This is a genomic window from Pedobacter segetis (assembly GCF_016623585.1).
GTDB classification, from domain to species: domain Bacteria; phylum Bacteroidota; class Bacteroidia; order Sphingobacteriales; family Sphingobacteriaceae; genus Pseudopedobacter; species Pseudopedobacter segetis.
The window spans coordinates 129,623-149,720 of record NZ_JAEHFY010000002.1 but is presented as its reverse complement, the minus strand read 5'-3'; the positions used below and the strand labels follow the sequence as shown (position 1 = coordinate 149,720).

The window sequence follows — 20,098 nt, the reverse complement described above, 5'->3', positions numbered from 1 at the left end:
TTTAAGATTGTTCAGCAAATTTAAAATATGCCTTAATAATAAGAAAAACCCCTGTCAATATCACAATTAAAGAGATCAAATCCATTAAGGTAAAGCCATCATTGGTTGTGAAGTGGAAAATAGTAAACATCTCAAAATAAGCGGGTGCGGGTAAAATGATCATGGCGAAACCCAAAGTAAGCATCACCAAACCTATTACAGCCTGAATAATGAATTCGGCATATCTTTTAACCACTATAGATTTGGCAATTTTGGTATCTATATAGTTTGTTTGCAAGATCATATCGATTTTATCCAATTTCTCTAATCTGCTCAAATGATCATCGTCAACCTTTTTAAATTCGGCAATTAATTCTGGTTCGCTAAGTTTAGCCTCTACCACCTCCTGAATTTTATGCGGAATGGTGTTGATCTCCTTCCCTAGGTCGCCGTTATTCAGCAAAAAAATAAGTTCGTTCAGTTTGCTTTCAACAGATTTTTCTTCTTTTTTTAAGGCGGCACTATTTTCCATGATCTTAGCTATTTTTATTATATAAACTATTTACTTTATTTTACCACTTAATAATATTAAATGGATTTGGTCTCAATCATTACGGTCAACTTTAATCAGCCAGAAGCAACTTGCCAACTGCTTTTATCCATAAAGAAACATTATGATCAGTCTGTAGAAATTATTGTTGTGGATAACGCAAGCGATGAAAATTATGAGAGCGAATTCAAAAAAATAATTCCTGATTTAACCTTTATTCGTTCAAAAGTTAATTTAGGTTTCGCTGGAGGTAATAATTTAGGTATTTCTTTTGCCAAGGGCGATTTTATATTTCTTTTGAATAACGATACCGAAATACCAAAAGGCTGTATAGAAACCTTAGTTGCCGAGTTAATAGAAGACGCTCAAATTGGGTTGTTATCGCCATTGATCCTTTATGATGATGATAGAACCATAATTCAGTATGCCGGTTATACGCCTTTAAACTATCTTACGGCAAGAAATAAGCAGATTGGGCAATACCAAAAAAACCTTGGCCAATTTGATGGGGTTACAGGTAAAACAGCTTTTTGCCACGGGGCTGCCGTGATATGCAGAAGAGAATTTTTAGATAGGGCGGGTTTAATGGATGAGAATTATTTTCTTTATTATGAGGAATTAGATTGGTGCGAAAAATTTAAAAGAATAGGAAAAACCATCAACTTTACGGGCAAAACAGAGATTTACCATAAAGAATCTATTACCGTTGGGAAAGATAGTGCCATAAAAATTTATTTTATGGCCCGCAACAGGATGCTGTTTATCCGCAAAAACACATCCGTTTTAAACACTGTTTTTTTTACTATTTACTACCTTTTAATAGCTTGCCCTAAAATGATCTTGGGTTTAAGGAACAAAGGCCGCAAAGATTTAATAAAATGGGTGTTAAAAGGTTTAGTTTGGAACTTTACGCACCAAAAAGAAAGTAAATCTTTAGGCTTTAAGATAAATTGATATGATTATTATTTTTTGGATTTGTCTGTTTATCATCTTCTACACTTTTTTGGGTTATGGGATTTTACTGTACATCATTATCCGCATCAAGCGGGTTTTTGTAAAACCTTTTCGGTTTAATGATCACCCCCCCCTCCCTTCTGTAGCTTTGATCATTGCCGCTTATAACGAAGAAAATATCATCCAAGAAAAAATTAACGATTGTTTAGCTTTAGACTACCCTAATGAAAAATTGAGGATCATTTTTGTTACCGATGGCTCATCAGATAAAACACCAAAAGTTATCTCAGAAAATAAAGAGGTAGAATTACTGCATAATGATGCCAGAAACGGAAAAATGGCGGCTATTAAAAGGGTTATTCCATTGGTTAAAGAAGATATCATCGTTTTTACGGATGCCAATACCTTCTTAAATCCGCAAGCCATAATAGAATTGGTAAAGCATTACCAAAATACAAAAGTGGGTGCTGTTGCGGGCGAAAAACGCATTTTGGTTGATGTTTCAGCAGATGCGAGCGCTTCTGGAGAAGGTTTTTATTGGAAATACGAATCGGCATTAAAAAAATGGGACTATGAACTTTATTCTAACGTGGGTGCTGCGGGCGAACTTTTTAGTATCCGTACCAACCTTTACCAGCCCATAGAAAGTGATACCATTATCGATGATCACATGATCGCCATGCGGATTGCAGAAAAAGGCTATTTAATTGCTTACGAACCAAATGCTTATGCTTTAGAAACCGCTTCCGCAGATAGCAAAGAAGAACTGAAAAGAAAAATAAGGATTGCTGCTGGCGGCATACAGTCTATTTTAAGATTGAAGAAATCTGCAAACCCATTCCATTTTCCGGTCTTAACGTTTCAATATATCAGCCATAGGGTTTTACGTTGGGCAGTTACACCTTGGCTAATGCTTTTGGTTTTTGTTTTAAACGTGATCATTTGTTATCAGAACCCAACATTATTGGTTTATCAGTTGGTTTTACTAGGGCAAATTTTGTTTTATATCGCTTCTTTTTTAGGTTATATTTTAGAGGGCAAAAAAATAAAGATCAAGGTTTTATTTGTACCGTTTTATTTTAGCATGATGAATTATGCAGCCATGGCTGGCGCAATACGTTATTTTAGGGGAAAACAATCTGCTGCTTGGGAAAAATCTAAGAGGAGGTAGATTATCTGTTTATTTTATTAAAACTGGTTGGTAACATGAAAAATTTTTTAAAAGCTATAGGTATCGCATTATTGCTGTTAATTGCGGTTGTTCTTTTTAGAACACTCACTTTTAAGAGTAAACAGTTGGTAGTTCCGTTGGCTGCAAAACTTAGCTCGAACGATTCTTGCGCTATCCATCTTCAAAAAGCTATCCAATTTAAAACCGTTTCTTATGACGCAGCCAATCAAATGGATAGCAGCCAGTTTAGAGGGTTTCAAAACTTTTTGATAGCAACTTATCCTTTGGTTTTCTCTAAATTGAGTTTAGAAAAAATAAATGATTTCAGTCTGATTTTATACTGGAAAGGAAAATCGGCGGAAGCCAAACCTATTATTTTAATGGCACACCAAGATGTTGTACCAATAGAAAAGGCAACAGAAAAAAACTGGGATGCTGCTCCATTTTCTGGAATGATCAAAAACGGTTTCATTTACGGCAGGGGCGCAATTGACGATAAAGGGAGCTTAATTGCCATTTTAGAAAGTGCCGAATTATTACTGAAAAAAGGATTTGTTCCTCAATCTGATATTTATTTTGTTTTTGGGCATGATGAAGAGATCAGCGGTTTAAAAGGGGCCAAAACCATCGCAAGAATATTTGCAGACAGAAAAATCAAACTTGCCTTTATCCTAGATGAAGGCGGAATTATTACAGAATATAAAGTTCCCGGCTTAAATAAAACAGCCGCCGTTGTTGGCATTGCAGAAAAAGGCTATCAAACTTTAAAACTTAAGATCAATATCCCCGGCGGGCATTCTTCTATGCCCGAAGAAAAAACCGCTATTGATGAAATGGCAAAGGCGGTTGTTAAGTTAAAGGATAATCCATTCCCTGCAGAATTAACACCGATAGTTCAAGATTTCTTGTCTTATGTAGGGCCAGAAATGCCCTTTATCAGTAAAATGGCCATGGCAAACCAATGGTTATTTGCACCCGTAATAGAAAGTTCTTATGCTAAATCTGCCGCTGGCAGCGCAACTATTAGAACAACCACCGCAACCACTATTTTTAATTCTGGGGTTAAAGAAAACATCATCCCCGGAGAGGCGGAAGCTACCGTTAATTTTAGGACACAGCCAGGTGTTAGCCAACAAGATGTTATTGATCATGTAAGGCAGGTTATTGATAACGAGAACATTAAGATAACCCCCGCTGGGGAAGGAAACTCTCCAAAACAGGTTGCTGATGTGAAAGATCCAAGTTTTAAATATATCCAAGAAAAAATTAGTGAGATGAAGAAAGGGATCATTGTTGCGCCATATCTGGTTTTGGGAGCAACCGATAGCCATTATTTTTCTTCGATCACCCCCCAAATTTTTAGGTTTACGCCCTTTACAGATCCCGAAGGTTTTCATGGGGTAAACGAAAGGATCAAGATTTCTGAGTTTAAGAACGGTATTGGTTTTTATTACAGGTTAATTAAAGATTATAAATAACTGCCCAATAAAAAGCCCAGGTTTTCAAAACCCGGGCTGGCAATAAAATTTTAAATGGTTTTAGGATGCTTACTTTACCCTTGTCCAAACATCGGTTCTTCCAATTAATGAAATACCTATATAGCCTCTAACATTCAGTTTATCGTTACCGTTCAAAGTCATCTTACAGCTATATGTTTTCCCAGATTTTGGATCGTAAATAGTACCGTCTTCCCATGTACCATCATCATAGGTAAAGTTATTTAATAGTTGTAGGCCTAAAATTGGGCGGGTTTTAAGGTTGGCATCGGGGTTTTTGCTATCAAGCTTTGCTTTTCCGCTCTCGTCTTTTGGGTTTTTTAACCAAACCAGTTTACCATCATAAGTGTTACCGCTTTTGTAGATCTGGATATGCGCATCGCCATCCTTATTTAGCCATTTACCTACAATTGCATCTGCAGATTGTGCAAAAATTGCCGATGAGGCAAATACCATCGCCATAATTAAAAATGTCTTTTTCATATCTTTTTGTTTGTGTAAATAATCGGTATCCTAAAGTAAAACTTAATTCTGTAATAACGAAAGTTTTAATTTTTAATTTCGATCAAGGGAATTACAAAAAACTTTAAGAACAAAAGTTTCAGGGCCATCTTTTGGAGATTTCTGGTAATAAAAAAGGCGTTACGCAATAAAATCGTAACGCCTTTAAAATAGTTTAAAAAGATTTACTCTTCTACCACTTCGCTATTTATAGAGGGTTTTTCTTTAATTTCTTCTTTAAAATATCGTTTTTGATAAATCAAGATACATATCACACCGATGGATATGGCAGAATCTGCTACGTTGAAAACCGGCCTGAAAAATATGTATTCCTCGCCGCCCCAAATAGGCAACCAAGTTGGAAAATGACCCTGCAATAACGGAAAATAGAACATATCCACTACCCTGCCATGAAAATAACCGGCATAATCATAAATTTTACCGTAAAAAACAGAGTCTATGATATTGCCCAAAGCACCTGCAAAAATAAAGGCCACATTCATGATCAAGCCTCTGTGATACTTATGCTTAATGAGGTAATTTAACCCATAACCTATACCCGCAACCGCCAAAATCCTAAAAAGAGACAAGGCCAGCTTCCCCAATTCTCCACCAAACTCCATCCCAAAGGCCATCCCGTTGTTTTCGGTAAAATGAATGATAGCAATATCTTTTAATAAGTGAAATTCTTGGCCTATAAACATATTGGTTTTTACCCAAGTTTTTACGGCTTGATCTAACAATAAAATAACAAGAATAGCAATTATTGGTTTATTGTAACCCTTCATTTAATTTTGCTTTAACTTAGCTTCCATGCTTAAAGTTGCATGAGGAACTGCCTTTAAACGCTCTTTTTGAATCAATTTACCGGTTTCCCTGCAAATACCGTAGGTTTTATTTTCTATACGCACCAAGGCAGCCTCAAGGTTTTCTATAAATTTCTTTTGCCTTGCCGCTAATTGGTTGATTTGCTCTTTTTCTAACGTTGCAGAACCATCCTCTAAGGTTTTGTAAGTTCCTGCGGTATCATCTGTCCCGTTTTTATTTGGGTTGCTCAAAGAGCTTGTTAAATCTTGCAGCTCTTCTTTGGCGCTATTTAGTTTATCGGTAATCAATTCTTTAAACTCTTGAAGTTCTACATCAGAGTAACGGGTTTTAGTAGGTGTGCTTTCCATTTCTAATCTTTTATAATTGTTATTTTTAATCTTGTTCCTTCTATTTCGATTTCGTTATCGGCATTGCCAATTTCTACTTGTTGTAAAGAGTTGGCCAATATTTCGGCGCAAATATAAGATAAATTATTTTCCACCGCTTTTGCTATTAGATCGTTATATTCTAAGTTTACCTTGATCTTATCGGTTACTTCAAAACCTAATTCCTTTCTTAAGTTTTGGATACGGTTAACCACCTCCCTGGCCAACCCTTCTTCCCTTAATGCTTCAGAAACATTTACATCTAGCGCTACGGTAAGCTTACCTACGTTGGTTACTTGCCACCCTTCCACATCTTCTGCGGTAATCTCAACATCTTCTAAAACAATATCGTAGGTTGCATAGTCTGTTTGGATAGCATAACTGCCATTTTGTTCTAACTCGGCAATCTCATTATCGTTAAAAGCGTTGATCACATCGGCTACGGCCTTCATGTCTTTACCCAGCTTTTTACCTAATGATTTAAAGTTGGGCTTTATTTTCTTTTTGATGATACCTGCCGTATCTTTTATGTATTCTATCTCCTTTATATTGGTCTCTGATAGGATCAATTCTTTTACCTTCTCTATCTTCTCCTCAAAATAGTTATCCAAAACGGGCAATAATATTTTTGCCAAAGGCTGGCGAACGTTGATGCCCACTTTTTTCCTCAACGAAAGTACCATAGATGAAATATCTTGTGCCAGGGCCATTCTCTCTTCTAAACCTTGGTTTACCAAATTAGCGTGGTATTCTGGGAAATCTGACAGGTGAACCGATTCAAAATCTTCTTTTTTTGTTGCCGAGTTTAAATCGGTAAACAACCGATCAGAAAAGAAAGGTGCAATTGGCGACATCAATTTACTGATGGTAACCAAACAGGTATATAGAGTTTGGTAGGCCGATATCTTATCTTCGGTATAATCGCCTTTCCAAAAACGACGGCGGCATAACCTCACGTACCAGTTGCTCAAATGCTCATCAACAAAATTTTGGATGGCCCTTGCCGCTTTTGTTGGCTCAAAATCATTATAAAAACCATCAACTTCTTTTGATAATGTGTTTAACAGAGAAATGATCCACTGATCAATTTCTGGCCTTTTGGCTAAATCAATATCTTCTTCTTGATAATTAAACTTATCGATATTGGCATAAAGCGTGAAAAAGGCATAAGTGTTATAAAGCGTACCGAAAAACTTCCTACGTACCTCATCTAAACCATCGGTATTAAACTTTAGATTATCCCAAGGCGAAGCGTTACTGATCATATACCAACGTGTGGCATCTGCCCCGTATTGCTCTATGGTAGCAAAAGGATCTACGGCATTGCCCAAGCGTTTAGACATTTTATTGCCGTTTTTATCCAGCACCAAACCGTTAGAGATCACGTTTTTAAAAGCAACGCCTTTATTATGATTTTTCTCGTTAACTGCCTTGATCTCATCGCTAGTTTGGCTCAACATGGTTGCAATGGCATGTAAAGTAAAAAACCAACCTCGGGTTTGATCCACACCTTCTGCAATAAAATCTGCCGGATAGGCATTTTCAAATTCTTCTTTGTTTTCAAACGGATAATGCCATTGTGCATAAGGCATGGCACCGCTATCAAACCAAACATCGATCAGGTCTTGCTCGCGATACATCTTTTTGCCTTTCGGCGATATCAATACAATATCATCCACATAAGGACGGTGCAAATCCAATTCTGAAGTGCCGAAGGATTGCATGATTAAATTCATCTTGGCAAGCTCATCTCCAGACAATTTACCGCTGTCCACGCTTTCTATCATTTTTTCGTTCAGCTCTTCAATAGATCCAATACACTGTTCTTCTGCCCCATCTTCTGTTCTCCATATTGGCAAAGGAGTGCCCCAATAGCGTGAGCGGGATAGATTCCAATCTATCAAATTCTCTAACCAGTTGCCAAAACGCCCAGTTCCGGTACTTTCTGGCTTCCAATTAATAGATTTATTTAGCTCGACTAGTTTCTCTTTTACGGCCGTGGTTTTGATAAACCAACTATCCAAAGGATAATATAAAATAGGTTTATCAGTACGCCAACAATGCGGATAGCTGTGTTCGTATTTTTTAACGTCAAAGGCTTTATTATCTTCCTTCAATTTTATCGCGATCAAAACATCGGTGGCTTTAAAATCCTTATCGGCCCTTATTTCATCACTATAATATTCTTCTTTTACATACTTACCCGCAAAATCTGTTACCTCATCTACAAATTTCCCCTGCTTATTTACCAAAGGGTGCTCGTTCCCGTTCTCATCTCGCACCATCACAGATGGCACACCTGCTTCACGGGCAACCCTAAAGTCATCCGCACCAAAAATTGAGGCCGTATGTACAATACCGGTGCCGTCTTCTGTGGTAACAAAATCACCAGCAATTACCCTAAAAGCATTTTTTTGCAGGTTTTCATTGGTAACGTAAGGCATCAATTGTTGGTAACGTATGCCCAACAGATCGGTCCCTTTAAATTCTGCGGTTATCTCCCAAGGGATTAATTTATCGCCACCCACATAATCTTGAAAAGAAGCGTCTTGAGCTTCCTTTTTAAAATATTTGCCTACCAGAACTTTGGCCAGCACCACAGAAATAGGCAAATAAGTGTATTGGTTAAAGGTTTTTATTTTTACATAGTCGATATTTTCGCCAACGGCCAAAGCACAGTTAGAAGGCAATGTCCATGGTGTAGTTGTCCATGCGATGATACTGGTATTTTCTTCTGGTGTATCAAAAAGCAAAGGCATAATAGGGTGCAATTGGGCAGGATCAACCTTAAATTGCGCTACTATAGAGGTATCCTTCACATCGCGATAAGTACCCGGCTGATTTAGTTCGTGAGAACTTAATCCTGTGCCCGCAGCAGGGGAATAAGGTTGAACGGTATAGCCTTTGTATAAAAATCCTTTTTCGTAAAGTTGCTTTAAAATCCACCAAAGAGATTCGATGTATTCGTTTTTATAGGTGATGTAAGGGTCTTCCAAATCAACCCAATAACCCATTTTTTCGGTTAGATCGTTCCAAACATCGGTATAACGCATTACCTCTTTTCGGCAAGCGTCATTATAATCTTTAACGGATATTTTTTTGCCAATGTCTTCTTTTGTGATGCCCAAAGATTTTTCTACCGCCAATTCTATTGGCAAACCATGGGTATCCCAACCGCCTTTACGCTTAACCTGAAAGCCTTTTAAGGTTTTGTACCTACAAAAAATATCTTTAATAGCCCTAGCCATCACATGATGTATCCCGGGCATCCCGTTTGCAGACGGAGGGCCTTCAAAAAATGTATATGGCTTAGAAGACGGACGGTTTTGGATGCTTTTTTCAAAAATCTGCTTTTTTTTCCATCCCGATAAAACGTCCTTACCTATTTGCGATAAATTTAATTGCTTATATTCTTTGTACATCAGCTTTGCTCTCTCAAAAATTAAGGTTGCAAAATTACGGATTTGGAATTAAAGTTTTGAGAAAAACTTAGGTTTTATATAGCCTTCAATAAGGTATTTATTTAAAACGATTTAACAACATCCAAAATAAATACTTCTTAAGTGATTACTATAAAGTCTCCTTCAGCCAGCTAAAAAATTCCCTTTGCCAAACAATACCGTTTTGCCCCGATAAAACCCAATGGTTTTCTTCTGGCAGATAAAGCAATTTACTCTTGATGCCTTTGAGTTGTGCAGCTTGGAAAGCTTCCAAACCTTGCTCTACGGGTACTCTATAATCCCTACCACCTTGTACGATCATGATTGGCGTGTTCCATCTATCGATAAAATTAACGGGGTTAAATTCTTGATAAGATTTTGGTGGATTTTTTTGCCAGAAATTGCCGCCGATATCATGGTTGGCAAAAAACAATTCTTCGGTAGTGCCGTACCAACTTCTTAAATCAAACAAGCCATCATGGGCAATAAATGTCTTAAACCTGTTTTGATGTATTCCCGCCAGCATATAAACAGAGTAACCTCCATAACTTGCACCAACACAACCCAATCTGTCTTTATCCACATAAGGTTCTTTTGCCATAGCATCTATGGCAGAAAGATAATCTTTCATGGCCTGGCCGCCCCAATCGCCACTAATTTCTTTATTCCATTCTACGCCATGCCCAGGCATTCCCCTCCTATTTGGCGCTACCACAATATAACCGTTTGCAGCCATCAATTGGAAATTCCACCTTACCGAATAAAATTGCGATAGCGCAGATTGCGGCCCGCCTTGGCAATATAAAAGCGTTGGATATTTTTTTGCAGGGTCAAATCCCGGAGGATAGATAACCCAAGTCAGCATATCTTTTCCATCTGTGGTTTTGATGGTTTTTGCTTCAATTTCGCTCATGGCAATATCGGCGTAAGCAGCTTTATTTACGGTGGTTAATTCAGATAAATTGCCAGTTTTTAAATCCACTTTAAAAAGTTCTGCCGAGTGGTTCATATCTGTTCTTGAAACCACCATGGTATTGCCTGTTTGCCCAATAATTGCATTGATGTCCCATCTCCCTTTGGTTAACATTTGGATATTTTTACCCGTTACTTTAGCTAAATCCTTTCCTAGATCGATAACGAAAATTTGCTCTGTACCATCTTTAACAGCCAAAAAATAAATCTTGGAATTATCCTCGCTCCAAACAAAACTGTTTACGGTCTCGTCCCAATCTGCGGTAAGGTTATAACATTGGTTAAGCTTATAATCGTAAACCATAATGTCGTTCTTATCCGTCTCATACCCATCCTCTTTCATGCTGGCCCAGGCTAAACGAGAACCATCTTTATTATACGCCGGTTGCGTATCATAACCTAACATTCCGCTGGTTAAATTAAAGGTTAGGTTATGCCCTATTTCATATTTATAAATATCTGTATTGGTGCTTTGGGCATAATCTTTTCCATATTTTTTCTTGGTAACGTATAAAATAGATTTACTATCCGGCGACCAAATCACATCCTCTAAACCACCAAAAGGTTTTTGCGGACAATCATAAGGTTCGTCTTTCATAATATCCGTCTCAGGGCCAATTTTTCCATCGTCATAACTGGCAAAAAATACATGGGAAAACTTACCATCTTCCCAAGTGTCCCAGTGCCTGTAACTTAAATCTTGATAGATGTAAGCATCGCTTTTAGGCAAATCTTTATATTTTTCATTGGCTATATTCTTCACGATGGAAACCTCTTTGGTAAACAAAATATATTTGCCATTGGGCGATATTCTTATGTTTTCTAAGCCCCCGTCATAATTGGTAACTTGTTTTGTAGCGGTTCCATCGGCATTCATTTGCCAAAGTTGCCCTTTATAGGTATAAATCACCTTCCCTGTTTGGGCATTTACTTTTACCACAGATTCGCCCCCTAAAGAAGTGGTCATCTGTTTTGCAGCTCCGCCTGTTAAGGGTATGCTATAAAGGTTCCTTTCTGATGTATTGCTAGCTAGATCATAATTGGAAACGCCATAAATAACAGATTTTTCATCTCCAGATAAGCTTTCTCCACTTACCCTGCCCAATTTCCAAAGCATTTCTGGCGTTAAGCTTTTTTGGGCAAATGTATGGGCAGATAAAATAACGAGACCTAATAAAATGAGTTTTTTCATATTAAAATATAAAATCAGGATTAATTGAGTTGATGCTAATTTTTAAAGATAGAAATAATAAATCAATTCATTACTCGCCTTAAGCCGATCAATCTTTTTTGATAATAGTCATTCATTTTGGTAATGGTAACACTATTTGTTTTACCAGAGGCCGCATGGATAAACTCAATAGGTTGCCCTTTTTTAGAAATAACGATACCGATAGAATTAACAAGGGTTTTTATGCTGTCTGTTTTAGAAAAAAGTATGATATCGCCCTCGGCAGCATCGGGCAAACCTAAAGGCTTACCTACATTCATAAAGCCAGCCGTATATCTTGGCACTTCAATATTAAAATTACCGAACACATAGTTTACAAAACCAGAATTATCAAAACCCTTTTCGGGGTCTTTAGCACCATAAAAGTAAGGCTTACCAAACAATGTTTTGGCAAAATCTACCAGTTGTTGTTGGTTAACATTTGGTTTAATTACCGGTTTTTGTACCATGCTATCTTTTTTTATGATAGTATCTTTTTGGAGGATGCTTTTGCTAGAATCTAGTTTTACGCTATCTAAATTAATTTTGGCCGCAGTATCTTTTTTGATGATGATAAATCGCCTCCCGGTATCTAAGATGCTTTGGCTTGCCGCAATTTTATTCTTTCTATTAGCTGCTGGGTTGCAGCCTAAAAAGATAAAAACGCTGATGATCAGCGTAAATGTTATGTGTTGTTTTATTTTAAAAAATTTCATCAAAATAAATATATCTATTTTTTATTTGTTAAGGTCATTCCGTTGGCCAGTTGGCTAATCAAACTCTTATTAGTAGAGCCTTCTGCTATTTAACCTGCTTGAGCTCCCGTTTTGCTAAGATGCTGATCCGTCAGCTGTCGGACTGCATGACAAAGTTTTTCTTTTGCGGTCATTCCGAATTTATTTCGGAATCTTATTAGCAGAACCATCCCCGCCTGTAATTCGGGCAAGCTTTTTTTGTCATTCTGAGCATTGTCATTCTGAGCGGAGTCGAAGAGGGAGTCGAAGAATAAAACAAAAAATATATCCGCCAGCTGGCGGATAAAACGCCAAAAATAATGTTTTTAAATCGATTAATAACCTTCTAAAATCATAACCCTAAAAAAATAGCTCCCGCAGATTTCGCTGATTTACGCAGACTTTAATTTTGGCTCAAGAAACTTCATGCTCCCCTTAATCCATTCATGGTAAAAATAACTATTAAACCACCCCCCTTAATCTATTTATAAATTTATCCCACGCCCTTTGTTTAATTTTTATCTTTGCAAATGCAAGAGAAAATCCTCATCCTCGATTTTGGTTCGCAATATACCCAATTGATTGCAAGAAGGGTACGCGAACTAAATGTTTATTGTGAAATACACCCCTATAACAAAGTCCCAGAAACAGATCAATTTACCAAGGGCGTAATTTTATCTGGCAGCCCTTCTTCTGTACGCATGGATGGCGCACCACAGATAGATTTTAAACAATTCCATGGCAAATTGCCGCTTTTGGGCGTTTGCTACGGGGCGCAATACATGGCACAACATTCTGGCGGCCACGTAGCACCGTCAGAAATTAGGGAATATGGCAGGGCAAACCTAGAGTATATCCATGCCAATAACCCACTGATGAAAGATTTGCCAAATCGTTCGCAGGTTTGGATGTCTCATGGAGATACCATTAAGGATATTCCAGAAAATTTCGAGATCATTGCCAGTACGGATAGCGTTAAAGTTGCCGCATATCAGATTAAAGATACCCAAACTTTTGGCATCCAATTTCACCCAGAGGTTACCCATTCTACAGATGGCAAGCAATTGCTGCAAAATTTCCTCATAGATATTTGCGGTTGCTCCCAAGATTGGACACCCTTTGCTTTTGCCGAGGAATCTATTGATGCTTTAAAAGAGCAGTTGAAAGATGATAAAGTGGTTTTAGGATTATCTGGGGGCGTAGATTCTTCTGTTGCAGCTTTACTTTTGCACCAAGCCATAGGCAAAAATCTGCACTGTATCTTTGTGGATAATGGCCTGCTGCGTAAAGAAGAGTTTTCATCTGTTTTAAGTTCTTATAAAGATCTAGGCTTAAACGTTAAAGGTGTAGATGCCAAGCAAAGGTTTTATGATGCTTTGGCGGGTTTAACCGATCCAGAACAAAAAAGGAAAGCGATCGGAAGGGTTTTTATAGAAGTATTTGATGATGAAGCGCATCAGATTTCTGATGTGAAATGGCTGGCGCAAGGCACCATCTATCCTGATGTGATAGAATCTGTCTCGGTAAATGGCGGCCCATCGGCAACTATAAAATCGCACCATAATGTAGGTGGTTTGCCCGATTATATGAAGCTGAAAATTGTGGAACCGCTAAAAGCTCTGTTTAAAGACGAGGTGCGCAGGGTTGGCAAGGCTTTGGGTTTACCCGATGATATTTTAGGTCGGCACCCTTTCCCGGGCCCAGGTTTGGGGATCCGTATTTTAGGTGAAGTAACCAAAGAAAAGGTACAGATTTTGCAAGATGCAGATTTCATCTACGTAAAAAATCTTAAAGAATCTGGTTGGTACGATAAAGTTTGGCAGGCAGGCACCATTTATTTGCCCATACAGTCTGTTGGCGTAATGGGCGATGAACGCACCTATGAAAACGTGGTGGCACTAAGAGCGGTAAGCTCTGTAGATGGCATGACGGCCGATTGGAGTCATTTACCCTATGAGCTATTGGCCAAAATATCTAACGAGATCATCAATAATGTAAAGGGAATTAACAGAGTTGTTTATGATATTAGTTCTAAACCACCAGCAACCATAGAATGGGAATAGTTTTTTGTGTTGGATAATTTGGGCGTTTTAACACGCTTTGCGCTATATCTTTTTTTCTGAAAAAGAAAAAAAGGATGCCGCTTCAATCGTTAACGCAAAAAAACATTTGTAATTAATTCTTTGGTAATATTGTTGCAATTGAGACTTACAACTATTTAATGAGATTTTGTAAGAATAGAATGATTAAAAAATGAAATTTAAAATAACTGCGATAGTATGCGTTGCGCTGTTTTTAGGGGCTTGTTCTCCAAAAACAACACCTGTCCAAAAAAAACCTACCGAGCCTAACGCTGCAAAAAATCCAAAAGAAGAAAAAACCACGGCCAATAAAAACGCAGAAAACCCAAAGTCTAGCGTAAAAGAGAAAGCAGAAATGGTTATCTCTATGATTTTACCATTTGATCTATACGGTATCAATTACAAAACGGCCAATTTAAACGATTTAAAAAAAGCAGAAATAGCTATTGATTTTTACCAAGGTTTTAAGATGGGGATAGACTCTGTGGCAAATAACCATGGAAATATGGATTTCAAAATCCAAGTGTTCGATTCTAAAGACAATCCTGCCGAATTAGGTGCATTGGCAGCAAATACCACCATAAAAAACTCTGATTTAATCATCGGCCCTGTTTTCCCAAATGGCATCAAGGCCTTTTCTGTTTACAGCAAAAGCATGAAAAAACCTATGGTTTCACCTTTAGCGGCAAGCGACCCTGCAATTTTCAATAATCCATATTTAATCTCTGTAAACAATTCTTTAGACCAACACGCATATACCGCCGCCGCTTTTATAAAAAAAAGCCTGAACCCAAAAAAGGTATTGATCATCAGAAGTGGCCAGGCCGATGAATATAAATATGTGGTCCCGTTTAAAAAAAGGATGGATAGTTTGGCTAAAGGAATACAGGTATCAGAAATTGGGATCAAAGCCGTGGGCTACGCAAATGTGTACAAATCTTTAAGCCCCGTTGGTTTAAACGTAATAGTTTTGCCTTCTACCGATCGGGTTTTTCTCATTACTTTATTAAACGAATTAGATAAACTAACTGGCAATTTCCAAATTGCCATTGTTGGGCACCCCAGTTGGGAAAAAGCAAGTTTCTTGGATAATGGCTTGCTAGAACGCTTAAACACCTATATTACTTCTTCTTACCAAATAGACAGGGCTTCTTTAAGGAGCGAAAATTTCATCAAATACTATCGTTCTAAATTTTCTTTATCGCCTAGCGAATACGCTTTTAAGGGTTTTGATGTAGGCTATTATTTTGGGAGCCTAATGGATAAAAAAGGAAAAGAATTTTTGGAACATCTTACCAAAAACACTTTCGATGGCATCCATAACGATTTCCATTTCTTAAGAAATCCAAAATCAGGTTATTACAACACCAGCTTAATGGTTATGAAATATCAATCGGGGAAATTGCAAAAAGTGTATTAAACATGAAAGCAATCCATCAGTTAAATACTTTTCAAAATATTCTTTTAAACTATAACAAAGAAGAACCTTTGCACCGCTTTTTAGCCACTTATTACAGGCAAAATAAGCAAATGGGCTCTCGCGACCGTAAAATTGCCAGTCGCTTGGTTTATAATTTTTACAGATTGGGAAACATACTCTCTAATTTAACACTAGAAGAGAGATTGATCATCGCAGAGTTTTTTGCCAACCAACAAGCCAATTCTTTTTTAGAACATTTTAAACCACAATGGAACAATAAAATAGAGTTAACTTTAAAAAATAAAATCGAAATCGTTAAAGAAGAATATCCCAATTTTAATTTAACCGATGTTTTTCCTTTCCAAGATCATTTATCAAATGAAATTGATGCAGAAGAATTTTATCTTTCCCATTTTATCCAACCCGATTTATACATCAGGATAAAAAAGGGGAAACAAAAAAATATCATGCAGTGTTTGGCTTCCGCCGATATAAAATATCAAGTAATTGATGAACAGGCGATCGCTTTCCCAAATGGTACAAAGTTAGCGCAAATCATCCCCGATAAGGGAAATTACGAGATCCAAGATATTTCTTCACAGAAAACTGGCGAAGCTTTTAAACCCGATAAATGGGACAAATGGTGGGATTGCTGTGCGGCCTCTGGAGGTAAAGCCTTGATGTTACTAGATCAGCAACCCGATATTAAATTATTGGTGAGCGATAACAGGGAATCTATTCTAGAGAATTTGAAACATCGTTTTGCCTTGGCAGGAGTGTCAAATTATCAATTGAAAGTTTTGGATTTGCTCCAGAACCAAGATCAAACCCTGCACCATTATGAGTTTGATGGGATTATATTAGACGCTCCTTGCACTGGCTCTGGCACTTGGGGGCGCACACCAGAAATGATTACCCATTTTACGCCACATAAAATCAAATCTTATAGCGAATTGCAGTTTAAAATTGCCAGCAATGTGGTCAAATATCTAAAAGTTGGCAAACCATTGATTTACATTACCTGTTCGGTTTTTAAAGAAGAAAACGAAGAACAAGTTGCCAATCTTTGTGAAAAACTGAATTTAGAAATCGAATATCAGCTGTTGATAAAAGGTTATCAAGCCAAAGCAGACACGCTTTTTTTGGCAAGGCTGATCAAGAAATGAGCAAAACGATCTTTCTTAAAACAACGGTATCCTGCTAATTTAGCAGGATACCGACCTTTGTTATGAATTAAATAAAGGCTGTTTTGCTTAAAAAGATCTAATTGATCATCGTTTAATTACCTTATTAAGCAGATTAATGCCTGTGCCTTCCAAATTTAAATAATACAAACCCGGGGTATAGGCCAGCAACGAAAGTTGGATTTCGGTTTGAAGGGGGCTTATAATAACACTTTTTAAGATTTGCCCGCTTTGGTTTAACAAAGTTAATTTATGGTATTTACCTTTTTCAAAACCCAAATTAACATAGTTTAACGTAGGGTTGGGGTAAACCCGTAAACCATCATTAGAAAAATTGAAATTTAAAGATTTGATGCCCAGCAAATTTAAGGTACCATCCAAATCCTGTTGTTCAAGTTTATAATAGTTTAAACCTTTAAAAGGTAGGTTGTCTATATAACTATAAGTGTTCTCAATACCATTCTTAGTGTTAAGCTTACCCAGCTCTGTAAATGTTTTACCATCCGCAGACCTATAAATAATATAATACTTTGCGTTTTTCTCATCAGAGGTTTTCCATTTTAGCAAAGCATCGTTCAATCTTTTATGGATAGCGTAACTCAATAAAGTTATGGGCAAGGTTCCTTGGTATTCATAGGCACCCAAATCTACATTCATGTTCTCAAACCTGTTGTTCCCTACAATATCGGTTGTTACCAAACTCAAATCTGGCACTTGCCCAGTATTATAAAAAACGTTGCTGCCCTTATCAATAACGTTTGCATTGTTTAGCAGAGAAAAATTACCGCCTAAAACCGGTGTATAATTAGTTGATAGCACCGGCGATACAAAAATATCGTTAGCATCGATGTTTGTTGAATTGATGTTACCGTCGCTTGTGTTCGTAAAATCTTGGATCAAAGAATTGGAAGCCACCACCCCAAGGCTAGGCATGTTTCCGGTGTTTCCCAAAATGATACTGTTTCTTATTTTAAAATTAGAATTTGAATTGATAATGAGGTCTCCACCGGTTGCGTTGCCAGCAAAGGTAACATTTGTTAAAGTGAGGTTAGAAAGAGAATTATACATTATGCCCCCTTGATCTGCAATATTACCAGAAATGAGAACATTGGTTAATATGGCTGATGAGTTCGCATTTACCATTGCACCGCCGTCTAAACCGCCATCGTTACCAGAAATAATAGAATTAGTGATAATTGGTGATGAATTAATGTTTTGGATCGCACCGGCATGGACGGCATAATTGGCCACAAAACAGATCCTGTTTAAGGTTGGCGAAGCATAATGATTGTTCATTGCGCCTCCGTCTTTAGATACTCCGGCACCCCCTGTTAGTGTAAAGCCATCTAAAACAGAGGCCTCCGTTAATGGTAAAAGCTGAGAAAACTCATTATCAAATACATTTTCGCCATTTCCTTTTAAAATGCTGCTATCTGCAGGTAATGCAATTAATCTTTGTGTTAGATAATTTTCTGTTCCCTGGAAACTCCCATAAATCTTAACGCCCTCTTTCATTTGAAAACTAGTATTAACAGCGGGTTGGTAAACGCCCTTTTTAACAAATATACTATCGCCATAACTAGCTGCATTGATAGCAATTTGCAGATCATTATAGCCGTTTACCCAAGAAGTACCATCGTTATTGCCCGCAGCATCTAAGCTTACAAAAGTCTTTTTGTGTATGTACTCATATGCACCCATATCAATTTTTCCCGAAAAACGCATTGTTCCGGCCAAGTTGCTAGAACCATATAAAGCGGCACTATATAAATTATCGTTACCAGCATCTATGGCTAGGCTAAATGGTTTTAGGGTAAAATCTTTAGTTGCTACATCATAAAAATAAGGGTTTGTGGTAATCAGATTAACAGGCGGTGTTGTAAAAGTTAGCTGATTCATGCTATTTAAGTCGCTATTATTTAAAACCGCTATGATACTGGGGCTACCAGTACTGGTTACTGCATTCTGAAGGGCATTATCTGTCCATATTATGCTATTATTAATATAAATGCTTTTTGCCGCATTAAGACTTATAAGTTCATTGTTAGGATGATACAAAGTGGTATTCAAAAGGTTCAGGTCCGATCCTTTGTTATAAACCGAAGCTTTTTCATTATCATAAAAAACCGAGTTCACTATATCAGAAGAAGCGCCTAAAAGTAAGGCCACAGCACTGCCGTTACCCGTTGCGCCAAACCCAACAGAAGTTTTATTATTTTTAAAAACACAGCGGTTAATGGATAACTCCCCTGATTTATAAGCACAAATCGCACCGCCAGATGCTCCGTTTGTACCTCCCTGAAATGAATCGTTCACATAGTTTGCATCAAATGTGCAATCATTGATATTTGCTTTATATGGTCCGGTATTTACACCATCGTCAAAAAGATAAATAGCACCACCCTGATATTTGCAACCATTGCTTGTGAAATTACAATTCTGCATCTCTAGCGCATCAGCTCCCAATCTAAACGCAAGCCATGCCACTGCACCACCGCCCGCTAAAGAAAGATTATTCTTAAAAGTACAATTTTTAATACTGGGCGTGTTGTTAAGGTTAATGTCATCTGCACCGATAAATATCCCACCACCAAAATATTGAGGGTAAAGGCTGTTATAAACATTTCCAGAATTAGAATTCCCATCGGCTATCGTAAGCCCATCAACGCTCAAAGAATTATCAAGGGTTTGCCCAACTGGCACAACGATGGATAAAACATGGTAGCAGTTGTCATAATCACTATTAACATCTCCAATGTTCCCACTTAAAATAGTTTCATTGGTAAGCCAATTTCTTTGGGATATGCTGGTCTCGGTACCTGAAAAACCTCCAAAAAGCTTTATATTCTTGGTAATTAAAAATGTTTTGTCCTGGTTTGTAGATGCAGGGTTTCCTGTATAACTTGGGTCTCGTGGGGCAATAAGCGTTGCTGGTTTATACGTCCCAGCGGCTATCCATATTTCGTCGTTTTGGCTAGATAGGTTAATGATGGCTTGCAGATCTGCAGAAGCGTTTCCCCAACTACTCCCATCGGCCAAGCCTGCTGCGGTTGGTTTTACGTATCTTATGGTTTGGCCGTTGGCCAAGTAACATAAAGCACAAAAAAATAAAAGTGTAAAAGTTTTTTTCATATCCGGGCTGTTTTTTATCAAAAATAGGGTTAGAATTGCCATCCTTGTTTAACCAATACGCATTTTTATTTATCCAAAAAG

The 20,098-nt window shown here is 37.5% G+C and carries 14 protein-coding genes; 6 read left to right on the top strand and 8 right to left on the bottom strand.

The features are described from left to right. Nucleotide 1 precedes the first annotated feature (1 nt). The gene (locus I5M32_RS01995) at nt 2–511 is read right to left on the bottom strand and encodes a hypothetical protein (RefSeq protein ID WP_200584500.1); all 510 of its coding nucleotides are present in this window, start codon (nt 509–511) and stop codon (nt 2–4) included. Between the two features lie 60 nt (nt 512–571). On the opposite strand from I5M32_RS01995, the gene I5M32_RS01990 reads away from it, so the two are divergent. From I5M32_RS01990 to I5M32_RS01980, 3 genes are read left to right on the top strand one after another with little or no spacing between them, the layout of a single operon-like run. Continuing rightward, entirely contained in the window at nt 572–1,483 is a 912-nt protein-coding gene (locus I5M32_RS01990) for a glycosyltransferase family 2 protein (protein ID WP_200584499.1), read from the top strand. Between the two features lies 1 nt (nt 1,484). Continuing rightward, nucleotides 1,485–2,654, top strand: a complete 1,170-nt coding sequence (locus tag I5M32_RS01985; protein WP_200584498.1) for a glycosyltransferase family 2 protein — start codon at nt 1,485–1,487, stop codon at nt 2,652–2,654. Between the two features lie 35 nt (nt 2,655–2,689). Then, nucleotides 2,690–4,132, top strand: a complete 1,443-nt coding sequence (locus I5M32_RS01980) for a M20/M25/M40 family metallo-hydrolase (protein WP_200584497.1) — start codon at nt 2,690–2,692, stop codon at nt 4,130–4,132. A 69-nt stretch (nt 4,133–4,201) separates the two neighbouring features. On the opposite strand, the gene I5M32_RS01975 is transcribed toward I5M32_RS01980, so the two are convergent. The 6 genes from I5M32_RS01975 to I5M32_RS01950 all read right to left on the bottom strand — a co-directional run bounded on the left by I5M32_RS01975 (nt 4,202) and on the right by I5M32_RS01950 (nt 12,182). After that, entirely contained in the window at nt 4,202–4,633 is a 432-nt protein-coding gene (locus tag I5M32_RS01975) for a DUF2147 domain-containing protein (RefSeq protein WP_200584496.1), read from the bottom strand. A 203-nt stretch (nt 4,634–4,836) separates the two neighbouring features. Next, nucleotides 4,837–5,439, bottom strand: a complete 603-nt coding sequence (locus I5M32_RS01970; protein ID WP_200584495.1) for a lipoprotein signal peptidase — start codon at nt 5,437–5,439, stop codon at nt 4,837–4,839. Beyond that, the gene (locus I5M32_RS01965; protein ID WP_200584494.1) at nt 5,440–5,826 is read right to left on the bottom strand and encodes a TraR/DksA family transcriptional regulator; all 387 of its coding nucleotides are present in this window, start codon (nt 5,824–5,826) and stop codon (nt 5,440–5,442) included. It abuts the gene before it with no gap. 2 nt (nt 5,827–5,828) lie between these two features. Then, nucleotides 5,829–9,266: an isoleucine--tRNA ligase gene (ileS, locus tag I5M32_RS01960; protein WP_200584493.1), complete on the bottom strand. Its 3,438-nt coding sequence runs from the start codon at nt 9,264–9,266 to the stop codon at nt 5,829–5,831. 148 nt (nt 9,267–9,414) lie between these two features. After that, nucleotides 9,415–11,448: a S9 family peptidase gene (locus I5M32_RS01955; RefSeq protein ID WP_200584492.1), complete on the bottom strand. Its 2,034-nt coding sequence runs from the start codon at nt 11,446–11,448 to the stop codon at nt 9,415–9,417. Nucleotides 11,449–11,510: 62 nt separating this feature from the next. Continuing rightward, complete coding sequence (locus I5M32_RS01950) at nt 11,511–12,182, bottom strand: C40 family peptidase (protein ID WP_200584491.1); 672 nt, start codon at nt 12,180–12,182, stop codon at nt 11,511–11,513. Nucleotides 12,183–12,730: 548 nt separating this feature from the next. On the opposite strand from I5M32_RS01950, the gene guaA reads away from it, so the two are divergent. The 3 genes from guaA (at nt 12,731) to I5M32_RS01935 (ending at nt 16,867) form a co-directional block, all read left to right on the top strand. Next, on the top strand, nt 12,731–14,263 hold the full coding sequence (gene guaA / locus I5M32_RS01945; protein ID WP_200584490.1) for a glutamine-hydrolyzing GMP synthase: 1,533 nt from the start codon (nt 12,731–12,733) through the stop codon (nt 14,261–14,263). A 190-nt stretch (nt 14,264–14,453) separates the two neighbouring features. Further along, nucleotides 14,454–15,701, top strand: a complete 1,248-nt coding sequence (locus I5M32_RS01940; protein ID WP_200584489.1) for an ABC transporter substrate-binding protein — start codon at nt 14,454–14,456, stop codon at nt 15,699–15,701. Between the two features lie 2 nt (nt 15,702–15,703). Next, nucleotides 15,704–16,867, top strand: a complete 1,164-nt coding sequence (locus I5M32_RS01935) for an RsmB/NOP family class I SAM-dependent RNA methyltransferase (protein WP_200584488.1) — start codon at nt 15,704–15,706, stop codon at nt 16,865–16,867. A 105-nt stretch (nt 16,868–16,972) separates the two neighbouring features. On the opposite strand, the gene I5M32_RS01930 is transcribed toward I5M32_RS01935, so the two are convergent. Further along, on the bottom strand, nt 16,973–20,017 hold the full coding sequence (locus tag I5M32_RS01930) for a choice-of-anchor Q domain-containing protein (RefSeq protein ID WP_200584487.1): 3,045 nt from the start codon (nt 20,015–20,017) through the stop codon (nt 16,973–16,975). Nucleotides 20,018–20,098 lie beyond the last annotated feature (81 nt).

Excerpts from the sequence above, each read along its gene's own strand:
- I5M32_RS01955 (WP_200584492.1), bottom strand. The coding sequence starts at position 11,448 with ATGAAAAAACTCATTTTATTAGGTCTCGTTATTTTATCTGCCCATACA.
- I5M32_RS01975 (WP_200584496.1), bottom strand. The coding sequence starts at position 4,633 with ATGAAAAAGACATTTTTAATTATGGCGATGGTATTTGCCTCATCGGCA.
- I5M32_RS01965 (WP_200584494.1), bottom strand. The coding sequence starts at position 5,826 with ATGGAAAGCACACCTACTAAAACCCGTTACTCTGATGTAGAACTTCAA.
- I5M32_RS01940 (WP_200584489.1), top strand. The coding sequence starts at position 14,454 with ATGAAATTTAAAATAACTGCGATAGTATGCGTTGCGCTGTTTTTAGGG.
- I5M32_RS01970 (WP_200584495.1), bottom strand. The coding sequence starts at position 5,439 with ATGAAGGGTTACAATAAACCAATAATTGCTATTCTTGTTATTTTATTG.
- I5M32_RS01980 (WP_200584497.1), top strand. The coding sequence starts at position 2,690 with ATGAAAAATTTTTTAAAAGCTATAGGTATCGCATTATTGCTGTTAATT.
- guaA (WP_200584490.1), top strand. The coding sequence starts at position 12,731 with ATGCAAGAGAAAATCCTCATCCTCGATTTTGGTTCGCAATATACCCAA.
- ileS (WP_200584493.1), bottom strand. The coding sequence starts at position 9,266 with ATGTACAAAGAATATAAGCAATTAAATTTATCGCAAATAGGTAAGGAC.
- I5M32_RS01995 (WP_200584500.1), bottom strand. The coding sequence starts at position 511 with ATGGAAAATAGTGCCGCCTTAAAAAAAGAAGAAAAATCTGTTGAAAGC.
- I5M32_RS01985 (WP_200584498.1), top strand. The coding sequence starts at position 1,485 with ATGATTATTATTTTTTGGATTTGTCTGTTTATCATCTTCTACACTTTT.
- I5M32_RS01930 (WP_200584487.1), bottom strand. The coding sequence starts at position 20,017 with ATGAAAAAAACTTTTACACTTTTATTTTTTTGTGCTTTATGTTACTTG.
- I5M32_RS01990 (WP_200584499.1), top strand. The coding sequence starts at position 572 with ATGGATTTGGTCTCAATCATTACGGTCAACTTTAATCAGCCAGAAGCA.
- I5M32_RS01935 (WP_200584488.1), top strand. The coding sequence starts at position 15,704 with ATGAAAGCAATCCATCAGTTAAATACTTTTCAAAATATTCTTTTAAAC.
- I5M32_RS01950 (WP_200584491.1), bottom strand. The coding sequence starts at position 12,182 with ATGAAATTTTTTAAAATAAAACAACACATAACATTTACGCTGATCATC.